This is a genomic window from Mycobacterium sp. 29Ha, assembly GCF_032883055.1.
GTDB classification, from domain to species: Bacteria; Actinomycetota; Actinomycetes; order Mycobacteriales; family Mycobacteriaceae; genus Mycobacterium; species Mycobacterium gallinarum.
Genome location: NZ_JAMQTI010000012.1, coordinates 106,695 through 124,673 on the forward strand (window position 1 = coordinate 106,695; position 17,979 = coordinate 124,673).

Annotated in this window: 18 protein-coding genes; 6 read left to right on the forward strand and 12 right to left on the reverse strand. The window is 64.5% G+C overall.

Annotated elements, in window-relative coordinates:
- Window positions 1–72: 72 nt before the first annotated feature.
- Genes M1248_RS17210 through M1248_RS17235 form a run of 6 tightly spaced genes read right to left on the reverse strand, consistent with a single transcriptional unit; the run spans window position 73 to window position 5,589 of the window.
- Window positions 73–330: an acyl carrier protein gene (locus tag M1248_RS17210; RefSeq protein WP_163724720.1), complete on the reverse strand. Its 258-nt coding sequence runs from the start codon at window positions 328–330 to the stop codon at window positions 73–75.
- 7 nt (window positions 331–337) lie between these two features.
- Entirely contained in the window at window positions 338–1,594 is a 1,257-nt protein-coding gene (locus tag M1248_RS17215; protein ID WP_317149158.1) for a dihydrolipoamide acetyltransferase family protein, read from the reverse strand.
- The gene (locus M1248_RS17220) at window positions 1,591–2,571 is read right to left on the reverse strand and encodes an alpha-ketoacid dehydrogenase subunit beta (protein ID WP_317149159.1); all 981 of its coding nucleotides are present in this window, start codon (window positions 2,569–2,571) and stop codon (window positions 1,591–1,593) included. The genes M1248_RS17215 and M1248_RS17220 overlap by 4 nt, the downstream gene beginning before the upstream one ends.
- Window positions 2,568–3,548: a pyruvate dehydrogenase (acetyl-transferring) E1 component subunit alpha gene (gene pdhA / locus M1248_RS17225; RefSeq protein ID WP_317149160.1), complete on the reverse strand. Its 981-nt coding sequence runs from the start codon at window positions 3,546–3,548 to the stop codon at window positions 2,568–2,570. The genes M1248_RS17220 and pdhA overlap by 4 nt, the downstream gene beginning before the upstream one ends.
- Window positions 3,545–5,326, reverse strand: coding sequence for an acetate--CoA ligase (gene acsA, locus M1248_RS17230; protein WP_317149161.1), 1,782 nt, complete (start codon window positions 5,324–5,326; stop codon window positions 3,545–3,547). Before acsA ends, pdhA begins: the two co-directional genes overlap by 4 nt.
- Window positions 5,323–5,589, reverse strand: coding sequence for a hypothetical protein (locus tag M1248_RS17235; RefSeq protein WP_317149162.1), 267 nt, complete (start codon window positions 5,587–5,589; stop codon window positions 5,323–5,325). The genes acsA and M1248_RS17235 overlap by 4 nt, the downstream gene beginning before the upstream one ends.
- Window positions 5,590–5,793: 204 nt before the next feature.
- Between M1248_RS17235 and M1248_RS17240 the strand changes: the two genes are divergently transcribed.
- Together M1248_RS17240 and M1248_RS17245 are read left to right on the forward strand one after the other, a co-directional pair.
- Window positions 5,794–6,198, forward strand: coding sequence for a nitroreductase/quinone reductase family protein (locus M1248_RS17240; RefSeq protein WP_317149163.1), 405 nt, complete (start codon window positions 5,794–5,796; stop codon window positions 6,196–6,198).
- A gap of 4 nt (window positions 6,199–6,202) precedes the next feature.
- Complete coding sequence (locus tag M1248_RS17245) at window positions 6,203–6,805, forward strand: zinc ribbon domain-containing protein (RefSeq protein ID WP_317149164.1); 603 nt, start codon at window positions 6,203–6,205, stop codon at window positions 6,803–6,805.
- Between the two features lie 13 nt (window positions 6,806–6,818).
- On the opposite strand, the gene M1248_RS17250 is transcribed toward M1248_RS17245, so the two are convergent.
- Window positions 6,819–7,619: a universal stress protein gene (locus M1248_RS17250; RefSeq protein ID WP_317149165.1), complete on the reverse strand. Its 801-nt coding sequence runs from the start codon at window positions 7,617–7,619 to the stop codon at window positions 6,819–6,821.
- Between the two features lie 149 nt (window positions 7,620–7,768).
- Here M1248_RS17250 and M1248_RS17255 point away from each other — a divergent pair, with 149 nt between their 5' ends.
- Both M1248_RS17255 and M1248_RS17260 read left to right on the forward strand, forming a co-directional pair.
- A complete protein-coding gene (locus M1248_RS17255; RefSeq protein WP_163724745.1) occupies window positions 7,769–8,752 on the forward strand; it encodes a magnesium transporter in 984 nt (327 codons plus the stop codon).
- A 154-nt stretch (window positions 8,753–8,906) separates the two neighbouring features.
- Window positions 8,907–9,860: a 1-phosphofructokinase family hexose kinase gene (locus tag M1248_RS17260; RefSeq protein WP_163724748.1), complete on the forward strand. Its 954-nt coding sequence runs from the start codon at window positions 8,907–8,909 to the stop codon at window positions 9,858–9,860.
- Between the two features lie 201 nt (window positions 9,861–10,061).
- On the opposite strand, the gene M1248_RS17265 is transcribed toward M1248_RS17260, so the two are convergent.
- A complete protein-coding gene (locus M1248_RS17265; protein WP_163724751.1) occupies window positions 10,062–10,943 on the reverse strand; it encodes a universal stress protein in 882 nt (293 codons plus the stop codon).
- Window positions 10,944–11,130: 187 nt separating this feature from the next.
- Here M1248_RS17265 and M1248_RS17270 point away from each other — a divergent pair, with 187 nt between their 5' ends.
- On the forward strand, window positions 11,131–11,361 hold the full coding sequence (locus M1248_RS17270) for a hypothetical protein (protein ID WP_163724754.1): 231 nt from the start codon (window positions 11,131–11,133) through the stop codon (window positions 11,359–11,361).
- Window positions 11,362–11,363: 2 nt separating this feature from the next.
- Window positions 11,364–12,728 (forward strand): wax ester/triacylglycerol synthase domain-containing protein, encoded by a 1,365-nt coding sequence (locus tag M1248_RS17275; RefSeq protein ID WP_163724758.1) that lies wholly within the window; start codon window positions 11,364–11,366, stop codon window positions 12,726–12,728.
- A 276-nt stretch (window positions 12,729–13,004) separates the two neighbouring features.
- Here M1248_RS17275 and arcC read toward each other — a convergent pair whose 3' ends face one another.
- From arcC to arcD, 4 genes are read right to left on the reverse strand one after another with little or no spacing between them, the layout of a single operon-like run.
- Window positions 13,005–13,910, reverse strand: coding sequence for a carbamate kinase (gene arcC / locus M1248_RS17280; RefSeq protein ID WP_317149166.1), 906 nt, complete (start codon window positions 13,908–13,910; stop codon window positions 13,005–13,007).
- Between the two features lie 17 nt (window positions 13,911–13,927).
- Window positions 13,928–14,932 (reverse strand): ornithine carbamoyltransferase, encoded by a 1,005-nt coding sequence (locus tag M1248_RS17285; protein ID WP_317149167.1) that lies wholly within the window; start codon window positions 14,930–14,932, stop codon window positions 13,928–13,930.
- A gap of 21 nt (window positions 14,933–14,953) precedes the next feature.
- A complete protein-coding gene (locus tag M1248_RS17290; protein WP_163724769.1) occupies window positions 14,954–16,213 on the reverse strand; it encodes an arginine deiminase in 1,260 nt (419 codons plus the stop codon).
- Window positions 16,210–17,688 carry an arginine-ornithine antiporter gene (gene arcD / locus M1248_RS17295; RefSeq protein ID WP_197905512.1) on the reverse strand — a complete coding sequence of 493 codons (1,479 nt, stop codon included), beginning with the start codon at window positions 17,686–17,688 and terminating at the stop codon, window positions 16,210–16,212. The genes M1248_RS17290 and arcD overlap by 4 nt, the downstream gene beginning before the upstream one ends.
- Window positions 17,689–17,979 lie beyond the last annotated feature (291 nt).

Here is a 17,979-nt window from a genome sequence, read left to right on the forward strand (position 1 = left end):
CGGTGTACTCGCGTCAGCAGAGTCGTTGGTCCCTTGCCGGGTGCCGGAGGACCTCGGCACCACACCCCGCGTTCAGCTCTGCTGGAACATGCGGGCTTCGACGTAACGCACTACGTCTGACAGGGTGCGAAGCGACGCATAGTCGCGCTCCGGGATGTCGACATTCAGTCGTTTATGCACGCCGACAAGGAAGTTCAGCCAGTCCATCGAGTCGAGATCGACCTGGTCCCGCAGCAGCGCGTCATCCGTGATGTCGCCGGCCTCGACCTCGGGGGCGATCGTCGTCAACACCGACAGGATCTCCCCGCGGACATCAATCTCGATAGTCATGGGACGCTCACCTCTCCAATAGCTCCGGCTGTTGCAGCAATTCGTTGATCGCGGCGAGGAACAGCGCCCCGCGGTGCCCATCACTGGCCCGATGATCAGCCGCCAAGGTGACTTGCACTGTCGTGGCGATGCGGATGCCGCCGTCGATCGCTATCACCCGTTGCGCCGGCTTGCCGAATCCCGCCAGCGCGACCTGCGGCGGGTAGATCACCCCGAATACCGCGTCGACTCCCTGGTCGCCGAGGTTGGTCACGGTGATGGTGGGATCGGACATCTCCGAACTGCGCAGCGAGAACGTCCTGGCACGGGCCACTAGATCTGTGAGGTCGGCCATCAACTCGTCGACCTTGTGGTCGGCGACGTCGTGTATCGCCGGGGCTACCAGACCACCGCCCCGAAGCGAGATCGCAACACCGACATGGACATTCGGCGCGGGTTCGAATCGCTCGTCTCGCCAGAAGCCGCTGAATTCGCCGAATCGTTGCGCTGCGAGGGCGACTGCCTTGAGCTGCAGCACTGCCGGCAGCACGCGCTCGGTGATGGGTCGCTGCGCGTTGCGGTCGGCCAGCCAGGCCAACGCCGGGTCCATCACGATCTCGTCGGCGAGGTAATAGTGCGGAATCTCTCGTTTGGATCGGCTCATCGCCGCCGCGATGGACCTACGCATCTCGGTGCCGCGTTTGATCGCAAGCTCTTTCGGCGACAGTGATGTCGTCGATGTCACGCCGGTTTTCGGAGATTCGGGTGCGGCTGATTCGAGATGGGCGGCGGCATGCTCCACGTCGTTGATGATGACGGCCCCTTGCGGGCCGGTGCCGGTGACGTCATCGATATTGACACCGAGCGATGCCGCGAGCCGACGGGCCGCGGGTGAGACCCATCGGCGCCGATGCTCGAAGGGCGGCGCCGGCGAGGGGACGGGATTCACTGGGGCGATCGGCTCGAGTAGGGGTTCGACGGGCGCTGTCGGCGAAACTGGTTCGACAACCGCAGCGACAGCGGCCGGCGGTGTCGGTTCCACGGGCTCGCCCGGGGCCGCCAACCGCGCCAACGGCGTTCCGACCTGGACTGTTTGACCGACCGGCACCAGCAGCTCCGCGACGGTGCCTTCTTGCCAGCACTCCACCTCGACCGCAGCCTTGGTGGTCTCGACCACTGCGACCACCTGGCCACGGGTGACGGAGTCGCCGGGTTTGACGAGCCACTCGTTGAGGGTCCCCTCGTCCATGTCCGAGCCGAGGGCCGGCATCGTGAACTCGATCATGAGGATTGGCCGAACAGCGATTTCACTGCCGCGACGATCTTGTCCTTCTGCGGCAGCGCAGCCTCTTCCAGATGCTTGGGGTAGGGAATCGGCACTTCCTCGGTACACACGCGAGCGATCGGCGCGTCAAGGTCATAGAACGCGTTCTCCACGATGCGTGCGCTGATCTCACCGGCGAGGCTCCCGGTGTGCCAGGCTTCGTCGACCACAACGACACGGTGAGTCTCGCGCACCGAGGCGAGGATGGTGTCGTCGTCGAGGGGGCGCAGCACCCGTAAATCGATTACTTCACAGTCGATTCCGGCCAGTGACAGTTCGTCGGCGGCGTCGAGGGCCTTGGGTACGCAACCACCGTATGCGATCACCGTGACGTCCTTACCGGCCCGCCGAACCGCGGCACGCTCGATGTCGGTGGGCGTAAGAGTGTCGACGTCTATCGAGGTGTTGTACAACTGCACGTGCTCGAAGATGACCACGGGGTCTGGATCGGCCAGCGCCGTGGGCAGCATCCCGTAGGCGTCGGCCACCGTCGCCGGGGCCACCACCTTGATTCCCGGAATATGGGCATACCAGGCCTCCAGGCTGTGAGAGTGCTGCGCCGCCAGCTGGCGTCCCGCTCCCGTCGCCATCCGGACCACCAGCGGCACGGAGAACTGGCCGCCGGACATATGCCGCAGCGCCGCAGCGGTATTCACGATCTGGTCCAGCGCCAGCAGGCTGAAGTTGACCGTCATCACCTCCACGATCGGGCGTAAACCGCCCAACGCGGCGCCGATACCCACACCGACGAAGCCCAGCTCCGACAGCGGGGTATCGCGGATCCGGTCGGGTCCGAACTCCTGCAGGAGGCCCTTCGACGCGGCGTAGGTGCCGCCGTAGGCGCCGACGTCCTCGCCCATCAGTACCACCCGCGGATCGGCGAGCATGGCGTCACGAATCGAGTCGTGGACCGCGGTGCGGTATGCCGTCTTGCTCATCGAAGGGCCTCCGCCGTCGCAGGTGTCATCACGTCACGGCCGAGATCCTCCACAGGCTCCCAGGTCCCGGCCTCGGCATAAGCAACCGCCTCGGCCAGTTCCTCATCGGCGGAACGGCGGATTGCGGCGATGTCATCGTCGGTGAGCGCGCCGTCGGCCAGGCATCGTTCGGTGAAGGTGCGGATCGGGTCACGCTCCTTCCAGTGTTCGACTTCGTCCTTGCTGCGGTACAACTCGGGATCGAACATCGAATGCGGGCGGAACCGATATGTGCGGAATTCCAGGAAGAACGGACCGCCGCCGTTGCGGACGTTGTACACGGCCTCCTGGGCGGCGGTTTGGCAAGCCAGCACGTCCATGCCGTCGACCGCCAGCGCCGGTATCCGGTACGACGCCGCCTTGGCGGTCATGTCGGTCTGCGACTGCTCCACCGCGATGGCCGTCCCCATCGCATAGAGGTTGTTCTCGCAGCAGAACAGCACCGGCAACTGCCAGAGTTCGGCGAGGTTCAACGATTCGTGGAAGGCACCTTCGGCTACCGCACCTTCGCCGAAGTAGCAGGCGGTGACCCGTGGTTTGCCCAGTTGCTTATCGGCCAGCGCGAGACCTACCGCCAGCGGGAGGCCGCTGCCAACGATGGCGTTGCCGCCGAAAAAGCGGGTGCGCGCATCGAACAGGTGCATCGAGCCGCCGCGCCCGCGGGAGCAACCCTCCTGCTTGCCGAACATCTCGGCCATGATTCTGGTCATCGGGACACCCCGGAGCAGGGCGTGCGCGTGATCGCGGTAGGTGGCCACCACCGCATCCTCGGCTTCCAGCATCCGCAGCGACCCGGCGGCCACCGCTTCCTCACCGACGTAAAGGTGTAGGAATCCGCGGATCTTGGCCGCGCTGTAGAGCTCAGCGCACTTCTCTTCCATCAGGCGCACCCGCACCATGTCCGACAGCAGCGCTGTCGCCGTGTCGTGGTCGATCATGACGACACCCCCTGATGATGCACGACCGGCGCTTCAACAGTTGACGTGTCACCTTCGGGCAATCCGAGTTCGCGGGCTTTGAGCAGGCGCCGCATGATCTTGCCGCTGCGGGTGTGCGGTAGGGCGTCGACGAACTCGATCTCCTTGGGTGCCACCGCTGCTCCCAGCCGTTTGCGCGCGTGACCCAACACTTCCAGCCGTAACGCCTCGTCTGCGGCGAACCCGTCTTTGAGGGTGACGAACGCCTTCACCAGCTCGCCGACTGTTGGGTCGGGTTTCCCGATCACGGCGGCCTCGGCCACCGCCGGGTGGTCGGTCAGCGCGTTCTCCACCTCGAAGGGCCCGATCAGGTGTCCGGCGGACTTGATCACGTCGTCGGCGCGGCCGACGAACCAGAAGTAGCCGTCCGCGTCGCGCTTGACCAGATCCCCGCTCAGGTACAGGTCGTCGACGAAGCACTTCCGGTAGCGCTCTTCCTGATTGAGGTAGGCGCGGAACATCGAAGGCCATCCCGGTTTGAGTGCCAACTCGCCCTCGACGTCGGGTTCTTCGATCACCGAGACGGTGCCGTCGTCGCCATGCCTGACCACATATGCGTCGACGCCTGGCAATGGCCGCCCCATCGAGCCTGGTTTGATGTCGAAGGCCGGGGTGTTGGCAATCATGATGCCGCCAGTCTCGGTCTGCCACCAGTTGTCGTGTATCGGCAAGCCCAGCACGCGTTTTCCCCACCAGACCGCTTCGGCGTTGAGCGGCTCGCCCACACTGGCGATGAATCGCAGATTCGGAAAGCGGTATCGCTGCGCGACTTCCGGTCCAGCCTTGATCAGCATTCTGATCGCGGTGGGGGCGGTGTACCACACAGTGACGCCTTCGTCCTGCAGGATGCGGTACCAGCGTTCGGCGTCGAACTCGGCTTCGTCGATGATCGAGGTGATCCCGTGGAGAAGTGGCGCGATGATGCCATAGGACGTGCCGGTGACCCACCCGGGATCGGCTGTGCACCAATAGATGTCATTGGGATGGATGTCCAACGCGTAGAGGCCGGTGAGGTAATGCATGGTGACCGCGCCGTGCACGTGCCGTGCCCCCTTGGGCGTGCCGGTGGTGCCGCTGGTGAAGTGCAGTAGCGACGGGTCATCAGCGTTGGTGGCTTCGATCGGAGCGTCCTCGGAGGCCTCGGCCATCAGCTGGGCCAGGTTCAGCGTGCCGGGCTCGTCGCCGTCGACCAGTAACACGTGGCGTACCGATGTCAGTTCGTCGCGCACCTTGGCGATCTTGCGTTTGTACAGCGCCTTCGTCGTCACCAGTACGGTTGCCTCGCCGATGGCGACACGGGTGGCGATGGGTTCGGGCCCGAACGCCGAAAACAGTGGCGACACCACACTGCCGTTGCGCAGCGCACCCAGCATCGCGACGTACAGCTCGGGGATGCGGCCCATGATCAGAAACACCCGGTCGCCCTTGCCGACGCCGAGCCCACGCAGCACATTCGTGAACCGGCGGGTGCGGCGGCCCAGCTCGGCGTAGCTCAGGTCGGTGGCGACCAATTCGCCCTCCGAGCCGACGTCGGTGATGAACCGCAGCGCGGTGCGATCCGCTTGGGGACCGTCGGCGTGCCGGTCGACCGCCGCATACGCGATGTTGCAGCCGCCGGATGGCATACCGGCGCACGGGTCCGGCACCGTCGACCAGTCGAACGCCGCGCGCGTCTGCTCGTAGTCGGCGAAATTCGGGGCGACTTTCCAGTCCTCGGCGGCCTTGCGAATGATGGTCACGGCAGGTCCGATGAGCCCGGTGTCGGAAGGACACCGTCGCGGACGGCTGGACCGATATTGGCCATCACGTGTTCCAGCAGGAGGTTGTAGGAAGAGCCGTCGGTCAGGAACGCAGAGTCCTCGTGATGCCGAAGATAGGCTTCGATCCGTCGGTCGATCGGCCAGTCGGAATAGATCTGACTGGCGAATTCGGATCGCAGGAACCGACAAGCGACGGCGTCGATGTTCTCGGCAATCCGCTCAGCAGGCTCGGTCGGCGTCATGTGCATCCTCCGGTCGTGTTCGCGTCCTCATCTTTTGCGAGCCGTCTTCGCGACACTAGAGACGAAAGTCACCAACGCCACGTCGATTTCGCCGCCGAGGAGACGGTTCCGCACCGCGCGCGGGAGTTCATATGCCATAAGTCCTCGCGTGATTGGTCCGGTCGGCCCTTTTGACGAGGTGAGGCGGGAGACGAATATCGGGACATGCTCACCGATACGCCGCCCATCAGGGGCGTAGTGCGCCGCTTCAACAAGCACGTGCTGAATCCAGCGATGATGCACCTGGCAGGCCGCAGGCATTGGTATGCCGCAGTCATGCGGCATACCGGGCGTCGGTCGGGGCGGCACTACGCGACGCCGGTGGTGGCCGACCGGGTGGCGAATGGATTCATCGTGCCTCTGCCATACGGAACAGATGTCGATTGGCTGCGCAATGTGCAGGCCTCCGGGGCGGCCGCCGTCTCAGTAGGCGGCCACACCTATGACGTTGTCGAACCCGAAATCATCGACGCGGCAACGGCAGGTCCTCAACTGTCGCCGCGTCGTCGACGAGTCTTCCAGGCCTTCGGCATCAAGCGGTTCGTCAAACTGAAAATGGACAGGAGCTGACATCGTGGTGGAATGTCCTCAGGGTCACCCCAACCCGGCCGGGTGGCAGTTGTGCGGAGAATGCGGTAGCCCGATCGAGGTGACGCCGGACCTTTCCCATGACGTCTGGTATCGCGCCAAATGGGCGATCGTAGGAGCGAGTGTTCTTGCAGTCATTGCGCTCTCGGCTGCGATCGTCGCTATCCTGGCCACGGGTGGCGATGGGCAACCCGGTCCTCCAGCCGAGGCATCGACCGACAAGGCGACCATTCTGGAATGGTGGTCGCAGGCACGCGCACCCTTCACCGATCTTCAGGGGTCGCTTTCTGACGCGCAGCGTGCACTGGCCACTGCCGACCGCACGGCGATGGATGAGGCGTGCCGGCAGATGCACGACAACGCGGCGGTCGACCTTCGGGCACATCTGCCGGCGCCAACCCCAGAACTGACCAGCGAACTGGAGGCCGCGACCGAGGATGCGCATGCGGCCGCCCACATGTGCCGGTCGGTTTTGGCAAGGTCTACGAACAGTTATGACGGCGAGTTTCCCGTCGGCGTCGAGGAGGCGGAGGAGCACCTGCTAGCGGCCCAGGAACTGGTTCGCCAGGCGCTGGTCGGAGCACCCTAGGCCGCCGCGATCGTCAATGCCGCACTATCAGCACCGAAGCCGCTCTGCGGTGAAACAGAGGGTGCCCCCGGGGGCCGAGAATCTGCATGACCTGATCCGCGTCTGAACCGCCGATCACGGCGAGTTGGACCCATTCGTCATGCTTCTTGAGAAATCGGGCGACATCGGCCCCATCGGATACGGGGTAGACGTGGACGTCGGGATAGCGTTCCTTCCATTGCTGGACAACGTCGTCCAGGCCGTCCGAACCGTCCCGACCGCCGAGCATCAGAACCGGCGTTCGACGTAACCGCGCTTCGCCCATCGCCCCCTCGATCACCGACTCGTTGTCGATCTCGGCGGTCACCGCGACGACTATCCAGCGAATGTCGACCTCGTCGCGTGGTATCTCGTCCTGAGGACGGATGATCGCGACCGGACACTGCGCCTTCTCGGCGAGCTCGGTGGCGACCGACCCCAGTATCGCCCGCGCGGACCGGCCGATGCCGACCGAGCCGACACAGATCAAGTCGGCAGATTCCGACTCTTCGATCAGGTTGAAAGCCGGTAACCCTGAGAGGATTGCGGTCTCTACCTTGACGGGCCGACCCGTGGCCTCGACAGCATCCTGCGCCGCACGAATCGAGGCTTCGGCATGGTGCTTGTCCGCGTAGTAATCCTCCGCAGAGGGGTGCTTAGCCTTCATCACGCACACGAGGCGCAATGGCACGCTTCGGGCGATCGCTTCGTCAACCGCCCACAGCGCGGCGTTGATCGCTGTGCCCGAGCCGTCGATCGCGGCGACAACCGGCTTGGGGGAGGCGCTTTCAGTCATCGTGCACTCCAATTTGCAGTTGATGTATCGACGCTATTGAGTTCCACCACCCGACCGGTGGGGCACTAGGTCCCTCAGTGTTGGACATTGGTCCTCAACACGGCTGCCAGGCAGTCCGGGGGCGACATCGGTCTGTAGCGTCTGCTGCCATGGTCACTGATGTCACAACCTATTTCGGCGGTCTGCCGGAGACGGCGTTGTCGCACGCCTATACGGAGGTACCGAAGGCGTCGCCGGACGATCTGGTGGGCACCACGCTGGAACGAATGCGGGGCCGGCGCTTCGACAGCGCTGCCGCCGTGGCGGTCCTTGACGGGGATCGTCTCGTGGGTGTCGCGACCATTGAGCAGATGTTTGCGGCAGACAGCGACGCGATGTTGCGTGATGTCATGGACCGGCAGCCGCCCGTGGTGACGCCGGACACCGACCAGGAGCGCGCCGCCTGGCAGGCGGTGCAGGATAAGGAGCCCGGTCTCGCGGTGGTCGACGACCAGGGCCGGTTCTACGGGCTGATTGCCCCCCAGCAGCTGCTCGCTGTCCTACTACATGAACACGACGAAGACATGGCACGACTGGGCGGGTTTCTGCACACAGTCGAGTCGACGAGAAGGACAACACTCGAGACTGTGACCAGGCGGCTGTGGCACCGCCTGCCATGGTTGGTGGTCGGGTTGATCGGTGCGATGGTGTCGGCGGGGTTGATGGCGGCCTTCGAAGACCAACTCAGCGCCGTGCTGGCGGTTGCGTATTTCGTGCCGGGGATCGTCTATTTGGCTGATGCCGTTGGCACGCAAACGGAAACGGTCGCGATCCGCGGTCTGTCGGTGGGTGTGGGCATTCGCCGCATCCTGGCTCCGGAAAGCCTGACTGGGCTGATCGTCGGTTTGTTGCTGGGCCTGCTCATGCTGCCGGTGGTGGCCCTCATGACGAACGACTGGAGGCTGGCGACGGCAGTTGCGCTCGCGGTGCTGGCGGCGAGCACGATCGCCACGGTGGTGGCGCTGATACTGCCTTGGTTGCTGCAGGCGCTGGACAAGGACCCCGCGTTCGGTTCCGGTCCGTTGGCCACCGTGATCCAAGATCTGTTGTCGATCGCGATCTACCTCGCAGCGGTGTCCCTGTTGCTCGGTTGACAGCGCCCGCCGGGAAGGCTGAAGCGCGCGCGACGATGGAGGCGGTGCTCGCGTCAGAGGCCAACGCCTCCCCGCCGCGGGACTTCGGTCCCTACCGTCACGATCCGCGATGTAGTCGGATCAGAGTCGGCGTCTGAAGCGAGGAGGCTGTGCCATGGATTCAATCGTCACCCTGACGATGAACCCGGCGCTCGACATCACCGTTGCGGCGGAGGCCGTGCGTCCTACCAGCAAGATCCGCTGCTCACGCGCTCGATACGACGCCGGCGGCGGAGGGATCAACGTGGCAAAGATCGCCCACGTCCTGGGCGCGCCGGTATCGGCCGTTTTCCCTGCTGGAGGTGCCAGCGGCGATCTCGTCAGCCGGCTCGTAGTCGAGGCGGGTGTGCCATTTCGACGGATCGACATTGCCGAGCCCACGCGGGAGAGCCTCACCGTCGATGAGACCGCCACTGGTCTGCAGTACCGCTTCGTGCTGCCGGGTCCTCGGCTGACTCCGTCCGAACAGGCCCGGTGCGTGACTCAGCTGCTTGTTGAGGCGAGCTCGGCACAATTCGTTGTCGCCAGCGGGAGTTTGCCTCCGGGTGTGCCTGCGGACTTCTACCAGCGAATCGCGGACGTGTGCGGTGAGGCAGGGGTCAGATTTGTCTTGGACGCCTCGGGCGCCGGTCTACAACACGTCAATCGTGGTGTGTTTGTGCTCAAGGCAAGCGAGCGCGAACTCCGCGAATGCGTGGGACGTGACCTGACGAGTGAATCCGAACAGCTGGACGCCGCGCACGAACTTGTCGAATCCGGCCGCGCCGAGGCCGTTGTGGTGTCGCGAGGAGCTCAGGGCGCATTGCTGGCTACCCGGACCGAAAGCTGCCGATTCACCGCCATTCCGATGCGTGCGGTAAGCGGCGTTGGGGCCGGGGACGCGATGGTCGCCGGCATCACCGTGGGTCTGACTCGCGGATGGCCGTTGAGCACGGCGGTTCGTTTCGGCATGGCCGCCGGCGCGGCAATGCTGATGACCCCCGGTACCGCCCCGTGCACGCGCGCCGACACCGAGCGGCTCTTCGAAATCGCTGAAGAGCCAGTAGAAGTCGCTGTCGTTTGCGGATGAACCTGACGATCCTCGATTGCGCGGCGTGATTGTTTCGACCTCGACGGATTGATCACCGAAACCGCGTCATTGACACGCCTGATGTCGGCGATCGCATGGCGTTGTCGCCAAATTGGGCGAATCGCTTGGTGCACTCGGCCTTTTCGATCCGCTGCCGCGGGCACCACATGTATGTACGGGTCAGCGGAAAAGGGCGCGAGGCTACGGTTGTCGCGCGATGATCACCGGCATGCGCGCCGACTGAACCACCGCGGCGCTGACCGAGCCGAGGAGCATGCCGGCGAAGCCGCCACGGCCGTGGCTTCCGACGACAACCAGCTGGGCCTGTTCCGAGTGCTCGACGAGCGTACGAGCGGGGTGATCGCAGACCACGATCCGCCGGACCGTCACGTCCGGGTAGTTTTCCTGCCATCCAGCCAGTCGCTCAGCGAGCGCTGCATCCTCCGACGACTTCATTTCCAGCCAGTTCATGCCGAGAAAATCGCCCACCCCGAATTCGGTCCATGCGTGCAGGGCGATGAGGTCAACGCCTCTGCGGGACGCCTCATCGAACGCGATCGCGGTGGCCAGCTCGGACGCGGGGGAGCCGTCGATCCCGACCAGGACCGGTGCTTGCGCCGGATGAGGCATCAACGGATCTTCGTCGTGAATGACCGCCACCGGGCAGTGTGCGTGCTGTACGACGCCGGCGCTGACCGAACCAAGCAGATTGCCGATTGCTCCGTGGCCGCGACTGCCAACCACGACCATCCCTGCCCCCTTCGACATGTCGACCAGCGTGGGAACGGCGGACGAGTAGTAGATGTCAGTCCGGACTTCCAGCGGTCCGACGTCTCGCTGTACCGATGCGACGACACCCATTGCCTCGTCGATGGCTTCGTGGGCCTTCTGCTGTTGCCATTTACCGATGCCGGTCGGCAGGGGCGTGTGGGACAACGAGCCGAGGACACTGCTGACGACATGGACCAGGGTGAGCGTTGCGCCGCGTTGCGCGGCGTCGCGTGCCGCCCAATCGACGGCAACGTTGGCCGCGGGTGACCCGTCGACGCCTACCACGATTTCCGGAGGAGCAATCGAAGACATACGGCACGTTAAGGCAGCAGCGCCGATCCAGGCGTGAGTCTTTAGTCCCCACCCGTTCGGCCAAAGGGCCCCGCCCGACGCCCGGAGCCCAGGCCCAAAGCACCGCGGGGACTGTGCCTTTGCCCCTTCGCCGGCAAAGTCGCCGGGTGGTCTGATCACAGAGTCGCAGCCAACGAGGAGGCCACCCATGAACCCACAGAGGGTGAAAACCTATCAGCTCACCGACCGTCTGCACGCAGGTCGGATTGCCCGCGTATCCGCTGATGACATCGTGCCCACGGTATCGGCATGGTTGGCCGAGTTGGACACCAGCAGTCCGTTGGTCGACGACCTTGCCTGCATGCTGCGCACAGGCGATTGGACTGCTGCCCACGCCATCGCTGAAATCCTGTCGGTCGACGTGACCGTCACCGCGTAGCCATGGCCGAATTCCTCAGCAACACCGACACTTTCACCTGGTCGATGGAGAGTGACCCTCGACTGCGGTCGACCATCGTCTCGCTTGTCCTCCTGGACCGGACCCCGAATTGGGAGCAGCTCGTCGAGCGGTTCGATCTTCTCAGTAGGAGCATGCCCATCTTCCGGAAACGGGTCACGGCGTCGCCGGCGCCTGCGCCGCCTCGATGGACGCTTGATCCCGACTTCGATCTCGCATTCCATGTCCGCCGCGTTACCGCACCGCAACCGGGCACGATGGACACCCTTCTGGACATGGCGCGGGTGGCCGCAATGGCAGATTTCGACCGCGCCCGCCCCCTATGGGAGGTCACCTTGATCGACGGGCTGGCCGATGGGGGTGCCGCGTTGCTGTGCAAGCTGCACCATGCGCTGACCGACGGTATCGGCGCGATTCAGGTCGCGATGACCCTTTTCGACCGCACCCAGGAGCGCGATGACCGTCGCCCCATGCCGAGCGTGCCGATACCAACTGCTGCCGGACTGCTGAGTGGCGTTCGGGACATGGTGTCCTACGACACCGAATTGGCCACGACGATCCTGACCGCTTCGTTGAAGGCCGCGCCCGCGCTGCTGGTCAACGGTATTCGACGGCCAGCGCAGACGCTGTCGGCGGTCGGCTCGGCCATGGCGTCCATCTATCGAACGGTTCGCCCGATCAGCCAGCCCGGATCGCCGATCATGCGCGATCGTGGCAAGATTCGTCGGCTCGCGGCGCTCAACGTATCGACCGACGCCCTTCATCGGGCAGGCACCGTTGCCGGTGGATCGTTGAACGATGCCTTCATCGCCGCCATCACCGGTGGGCTGCGGCGCTATCACGAGAAGCACGGCACGGCGGTCGGAGACCTGTCGGTGTCGATGCCGATCAGCCTGCGCACCGACGACGACCCTGTCGGCGGAAACCGCGTGACTCTGTTGCGGTTCGATCTGCCTTCGGCCGTCGCCGATCCTGGCGAGCGCATCCGGGCCATCCACGAACTCACTGTCAAGATGCGCAACGAGAAGTCGCTCTCTTACACCCAAGCCATCGCCGGAGTCCTCAATCTAATGCCGCGCTGGTACATCGGGTCGGCGTTGAGGAACGTCGACTTCGTCGCCAGCGACGTCCCCGGCATTCCGATACCGGTCTTTCTCGCCGGTGCCGCGGTGCGGATGCAGTATGCGTTCGCGCCCACCATAGGAGCGGCGTTGAACGTCACGTTGTTGTCGTACGTCGACACCTGCGCGATCGGGATCAACATGGATACCAGTGCCATCCCGGACCCCGAGGTTCTCTACGACTGTCTCGTCGCCGGCTTCGACGACGTGCTCGCCGTCGCGAATTAGTTTGCTTATCACAAAAACTGCCCGAAGGCGGATGCCAGGTCCTGAGTCCCCCACTCAGCAATGGCTTCCGGCCTTCGGGCAGATCGCCGGTTGCCCGGCACCACCAACTATCGCACCGTCGGCGTATCCGACCGGAGGGCCGAAGGGCCCCTGTCGACGGTCGAAAGTCATATCAGTGTTGGCGGTGAATTGAACTCGTCGACGTCGAGGACTCGTCAGCTGGGTACCGGCCGTTGCCGCACGCAGCGGTCGCGTCTTCAGGACAAGCGGTAATGGTCACGTTCTCACCCGGGTGCCGGCGTCCCCGGCGACTATTGTGGCGATGTCAGTGAGCGAACCTATGACAGCTTCGTTGCCGGTGCTTTGCGCGAAGTCGCACGCGGCCTGAACTTTCGGCCCCATCGACCCGGCGGGCAGGTCCAGGCCGAGAAGCTCAGCCGGCGCGACTCGCCCGAGCTGCGCCTGTCGCGGCGTGCCCCAGTCGGTGTAGACACCGTCGACGTCGGTGGCGATGACCAAGAGCTGGGCGTCGAGTTGTTCGGCCAGCAGGGCCGAGGCGAGGTCCTTGTCGATGACCGCCTCCACGCCGTGTAGCAGGCCGGCCTCGTCATACACCGTCGGTATTCCGCCGCCGCCCGCACAGATCACGATAGTGCCCCGTTCCACCAGGCTACGAATCGCCCGAATCTCGAATATCCTCTTTGGTTTTGGGCTCGCGACGACTCTCCGGAAGTTGTCGCCATCCGGTGCGATGGCCCAGCCTCTGGCGGCTTTGAGGCGCTCCGCTGTCTCCTGGTCGTAGATCGGCCCGATTGGTTTGGTGGGGCTGGCGAACGCCGGATCGTTACGGTCGACCTCGATCATCGTCAACAGCGTGGCGAGCGATTGATCGGAGGGCAGTAGGTTGCCCAGTTCCTGTTCGATGACGTAGCCGATCATCGCCTCGGTCTGCGCCCCGAGCACATCTAGGGGATACGGCGCGACCTCGTGATAGGCCGCCGCCTGCAGCGCCAACAACCCCACCTGCGGGCCGTTGCCATGCGCTACGACGATCTCGTTCCCCGGCACCACTTGAGCTATGGACTCAGCCGCGGCACGGATGTTCGCCCGCTGATTCTCCGCGGTCATCGGCTGCCCTCGTCGCAGCAGCGCGTTGCCGCCCAGGGCGATCACAATTCGCACTGCAGCTCCCTTTGCGCTCAGGCCAGCGCGGACACGAGGACCGCCTTGATCGTATGCATGCGGTTTTCGGCCTGCTCGAACGCGATGTTCGCGGCAGACTCGAAGACGTCCTCGGTGACCTCGATGCCATCGGCCAACTGGGTGTACTGCGAGGCGATTTGCGCGCCCACGCCGGTCTCGGAGTTGTGGAAGGCCGGCAGGCAGTGCATGAACTTCACCCGCGGATTGGCCGCCGCCGCCATCAACTTGGCGTTGACCTGAAAGGGCAGCAGCAGGTCTATCCGATCTCCCCACGTCTCCATCGGCTCGCCCATGGACACCCACACATCTGTGTAGATGAAGTCGACACCGCTCACCGCCTTGAGCGGATCGTCGGTGACCGTGATCCGAGCTCCGGATGCGGCGCCGAACTCCCGACACTGCGTCACCAGGTCATCGCTCGGCCACAGGTCCTGTGGCGCACCGATGCGCACGTCCATACCGAGCTTGGCGGCCACGAGCAGGAGCGAATTGGCGACGTTGTTGCGACCGTCCCCGACGAACGTGAAAGCGATGTCGGTCAACGGTTTTGGACAGTGCTCGGTCATCGTGAGGATGTCGGCGAGCATCTGGGTGGGATGGAACTCGTCGGTGAGCCCGTTGAACACCGGCACCCCTGCGTACTCCGCCAGCTCCTCGACGATCTGCTGTCCCGCGCCTCGGTACTCGATCGCGTCGTACATCCGTCCCAGGACGCGGGCAGTGTCCTTCATCGACTCCTTGTGCCCGATCTGCGACGATGCGGGATCGATGTACGTCACGTGGGCGCCCTCGTCGTATGCCGCCACCTCGAACGCGCAGCGGGTGCGCGTCGAACTCTTCTCGAAGATCAAGGCGATGTTCTTGCCCTCCAGGCTGGTCCGACGGGCGCCGGAGTACTTGGCGCGTTTGAGGTCTCGCGACAGGTCCAGCAAGTAGAGCAGATCGCGATCGGTGTGGTGGACGAGGCTCAGCAGACTGCGGTTGCGGATGTTGAAAGCCATGGTGAGTTCCTTCGGGTGTGGTCACGTATACAAGGGGTCGCGCAGGATCGGGCAGGTCATGCAACGGCCACCACCGCGGCCGCGGCCCAACTCGCTGGCGTCGATGGTGACGACCTCCACGCCCGCCTTCCGCAGCGCTGTGTTGGTCAGCGTGTTGCGGTCATATCCGATGACGACACCCGGTTCGAGCGCGACCACGTTGTTGCCGTCGTCCCACTGCTCACGCTGGATGCCGTAGACGTCGCCGGCCGTTGTGACGACCCGGAAGTCCACGCCGACCGCGTCGCCGATCGTTGCGATCAAGTTTTTCGGTTCGCGACGGACATCCAGGCCCGATGGTGACTTCTCGTCGGGTCGCAGGCTGATCGGTACGATCCCGTCGACGACCGGGGCGTAGGCCGTCACCAGGTCTCGGTCGCAGAACGTGAACACCGTGTCCAGGTGCATCGCAGAGCGGGTCTTCGGCAGGCTGGCGATGATGACTCGGTCGGCCGCCTCGGCCGCGAACAGGTTGCGTGCTACTTGGGTGATCGCCTGATGCGATGACCGCTCGCCCATACCGATCACGACGAGTCCCTTTCCGATCGGCATCACATCCCCGCCCTCGAGGCTTGCCATGCCGTGGTCGGTGGGTGATCCGTCGGGATCGCCCAGCCACACGTCGTACTCCTCGCCCGCGAACGCCGGATGGAACTTGTAGACGGCTGTGGTCAACAGCGTTTCCTGACGTCGCGCCGGCCAGTACATCGGGTTCAGTGTCACGCCGCCGAAGATCCACGCCGAGTTGTCACGCATGAACTGTGTGTTGGGCAGTGGCCGGATGACGAAGCCCGCGGGGTCCAGCTCGTTGAACAACGAGAGGAATCCGCAGTCCAGCTCGTCGACGACGTCCTGGTACGCGACTCCGCCAATCAGCAACTCGGCCAGGCGATCCGGGGCCAGTGCCGTCAGCCAGTCCCGGATGTCGTGAGTGAGTCCCGGTCCCACCAGGTCATCGGTGAGCTTTCGATCCAACACCCAGTCGCGGGCATCGGGTTTCGCGACCACGTCGGCGAGCAGGTCCTGCAGTTCCAAGACCTCGACGCCACGATCGACCATCTTGGCGACGAAGTCGAAGTGATCGCGGCGAGCCTGCTGCAGCCAGATCACGTCGTCGAATAGCAGCTCGTGGCAGTTGTCGGGGGTAAGACGCTGATGAGCCAGGCCGGGTGCACACACCATCACTCGCCGCAACCGGCCCGCTTCCGACCACACGCCGAGCCGGGACGCGTCGGCGCTCACAGGACCGCGAGGTGGCCGGTGGCCATCATCACGACGGCCGCAACGGACGTCACTGCCACCACTGCGACGATGATCCGCTCAGGCTTCGTGAAGACCTGGAGGTGGTCCTCCCTGCGGGCCCAGACGAACATCGCGGTGCCAACGAGGTAGAACAATGCCGCGATCAGCAGGTACTCGAGGCCGCCCGCGTAGACCAACCAGACGGCGTACACCAACCCGATCAGCCCGACGACCAGGTCGCGGGTCCGCCCATGTCCCGACTCGTAGGTCTCACCGCGCACGGCCAACAGAAGCTGATATGCGGCAGACCACAGGTAGGGGAGCAGGATCAGCGACGTCGCGAGCAGGATCAGGTTCAGGTAGGTGCTCTCGTTCGCCAGTGTCCACAGCAGCATCGCCTGGACGCACAGGTTGGTCAGCCACAACGCGTTGGCGGGAGCACCATGCGCGTTCTCTTTGGCCAGGGCTTTGGGCATCACGTTTTCGATCGCGGGCAGGCGCAGGATCTCGACGCACAGCATCACCCACGCAATCAGCGCGCCAAGGAGCGAAACGATCAGTCCGATGGAGATGAACGCCGCACCCCAACTGCCGACCTGTTGTTCGAGCAGACCCGCCATCGACGGGTCGGGCACACCGGCGAGCTCCGCCTGGGTCATCAGGCCATACGAGAGCAGGTTGACCAGAAGCAGCAGCGCCAGCACGCCAGCGAATCCGAGCACTGTGGCGCGGCCGACGTCGCGGCGCTTGGCGGCCCGCTGCGAATAGACGGCGGCGCCTTCGATTCCGATGAACACCCAGACGGTCACCAACATCATGTTCTTGACCTGAGACATCGTGTCGCCCAGCGGCACACCGTCGATGTCTGTGGTGCGACCCCAGAAGTCCGCTGTGAAAAGTCCAGCCTTGAACCCGACAGCCGCGATGGCGATGAATGTCAGAATCGGGACCACCTTCGCGATCGTCACCACGACGTTGACGAACGCTGCGGTCTGGATGCCGCGTAGCGTCATGCCGTGGACGATCCAGAGCAGGATCGACGCGCCGATGATCGCGGGCAGCGTCGCGCCACCTTCGAACGCCGGGAAGAAGTAGCCCAGCGTCGAGAACAGCAGCACGAGGTAAGCGACGTTGCCGACCCACGCCGAGACCCAGTATCCGAACGCCGACGTGAAGCCGATGTAGTTGCCGAAACCCGCACGGGCGTAGCCGTAGACGCCGCCGTCGACGTCCGGCTTGCGGGCGGCCAGGGTCTGGAAGACGAATGCGAGCATCAGCATCCCGACGCCCGTGATCACCCACCCGATGAGGAGCGGACCGGGTGCGGCGCTGCCCGCCATCTGCGATGGCAGCGCAAAGATACCGCTCCCGATCATCGATCCGACCACGATGGCCGTCAGTGCAGCCATGCTCAGCCCGGGTTTGACACCACCCGGATCGGCCGTGGGGGGCTTGTGCATGAGGTCTTCTGACATTTTTCGCTCCAAGCGCCGTTTACCGGGGGCGTGAAATCGCCTCTACTCACCGAGGCTATGGACGAGACTCACGGTGCTGAGGAGGCTTTGGTCCTTGATCATGAGCCTTAAGTCCCACTACAGCCGGGATGGGACCTTTGGATGGCGTATAGGGCCCAACGGCCTCATCGAGCCGGCTCCTGTAGTGGATAGATTCGAACCCGCCCCGACCGCGAGGAACGCGAAATGTCCCGACGTGCAGACCATCTGAAAGTGCGTCCTGGTGTCGGGCCGTACGTGGTCCGGCGCGGA

What these genes read in the sequence shown, in the direction of transcription:
- M1248_RS17210 (WP_163724720.1), bottom strand. Translation starts at nt 330, where the DNA reads ATGACTATCGAGATTGATGTCCGCGGGGAGATCCTGTCGGTGTTGACG.
- M1248_RS17215 (WP_317149158.1), bottom strand. Translation starts at nt 1,594, where the DNA reads ATGATCGAGTTCACGATGCCGGCCCTCGGCTCGGACATGGACGAGGGG.
- M1248_RS17220 (WP_317149159.1), bottom strand. Translation starts at nt 2,571, where the DNA reads ATGAGCAAGACGGCATACCGCACCGCGGTCCACGACTCGATTCGTGAC.
- pdhA (WP_317149160.1), bottom strand. Translation starts at nt 3,548, where the DNA reads ATGATCGACCACGACACGGCGACAGCGCTGCTGTCGGACATGGTGCGG.
- M1248_RS17235 (WP_317149162.1), bottom strand. Translation starts at nt 5,589, where the DNA reads ATGACGCCGACCGAGCCTGCTGAGCGGATTGCCGAGAACATCGACGCC.
- M1248_RS17240 (WP_317149163.1), top strand. Translation starts at nt 5,794, where the DNA reads ATGCTCACCGATACGCCGCCCATCAGGGGCGTAGTGCGCCGCTTCAAC.
- M1248_RS17250 (WP_317149165.1), bottom strand. Translation starts at nt 7,619, where the DNA reads ATGACTGAAAGCGCCTCCCCCAAGCCGGTTGTCGCCGCGATCGACGGC.
- M1248_RS17255 (WP_163724745.1), top strand. Translation starts at nt 7,769, where the DNA reads ATGGTCACTGATGTCACAACCTATTTCGGCGGTCTGCCGGAGACGGCG.
- M1248_RS17260 (WP_163724748.1), top strand. Translation starts at nt 8,907, where the DNA reads ATGGATTCAATCGTCACCCTGACGATGAACCCGGCGCTCGACATCACC.
- M1248_RS17265 (WP_163724751.1), bottom strand. Translation starts at nt 10,943, where the DNA reads ATGTCTTCGATTGCTCCTCCGGAAATCGTGGTAGGCGTCGACGGGTCA.
- M1248_RS17270 (WP_163724754.1), top strand. Translation starts at nt 11,131, where the DNA reads ATGAACCCACAGAGGGTGAAAACCTATCAGCTCACCGACCGTCTGCAC.
- M1248_RS17275 (WP_163724758.1), top strand. Translation starts at nt 11,364, where the DNA reads ATGGCCGAATTCCTCAGCAACACCGACACTTTCACCTGGTCGATGGAG.
- M1248_RS17285 (WP_317149167.1), bottom strand. Translation starts at nt 14,932, where the DNA reads ATGGCTTTCAACATCCGCAACCGCAGTCTGCTGAGCCTCGTCCACCAC.
- arcD (WP_197905512.1), bottom strand. Translation starts at nt 17,688, where the DNA reads ATGTCAGAAGACCTCATGCACAAGCCCCCCACGGCCGATCCGGGTGGT.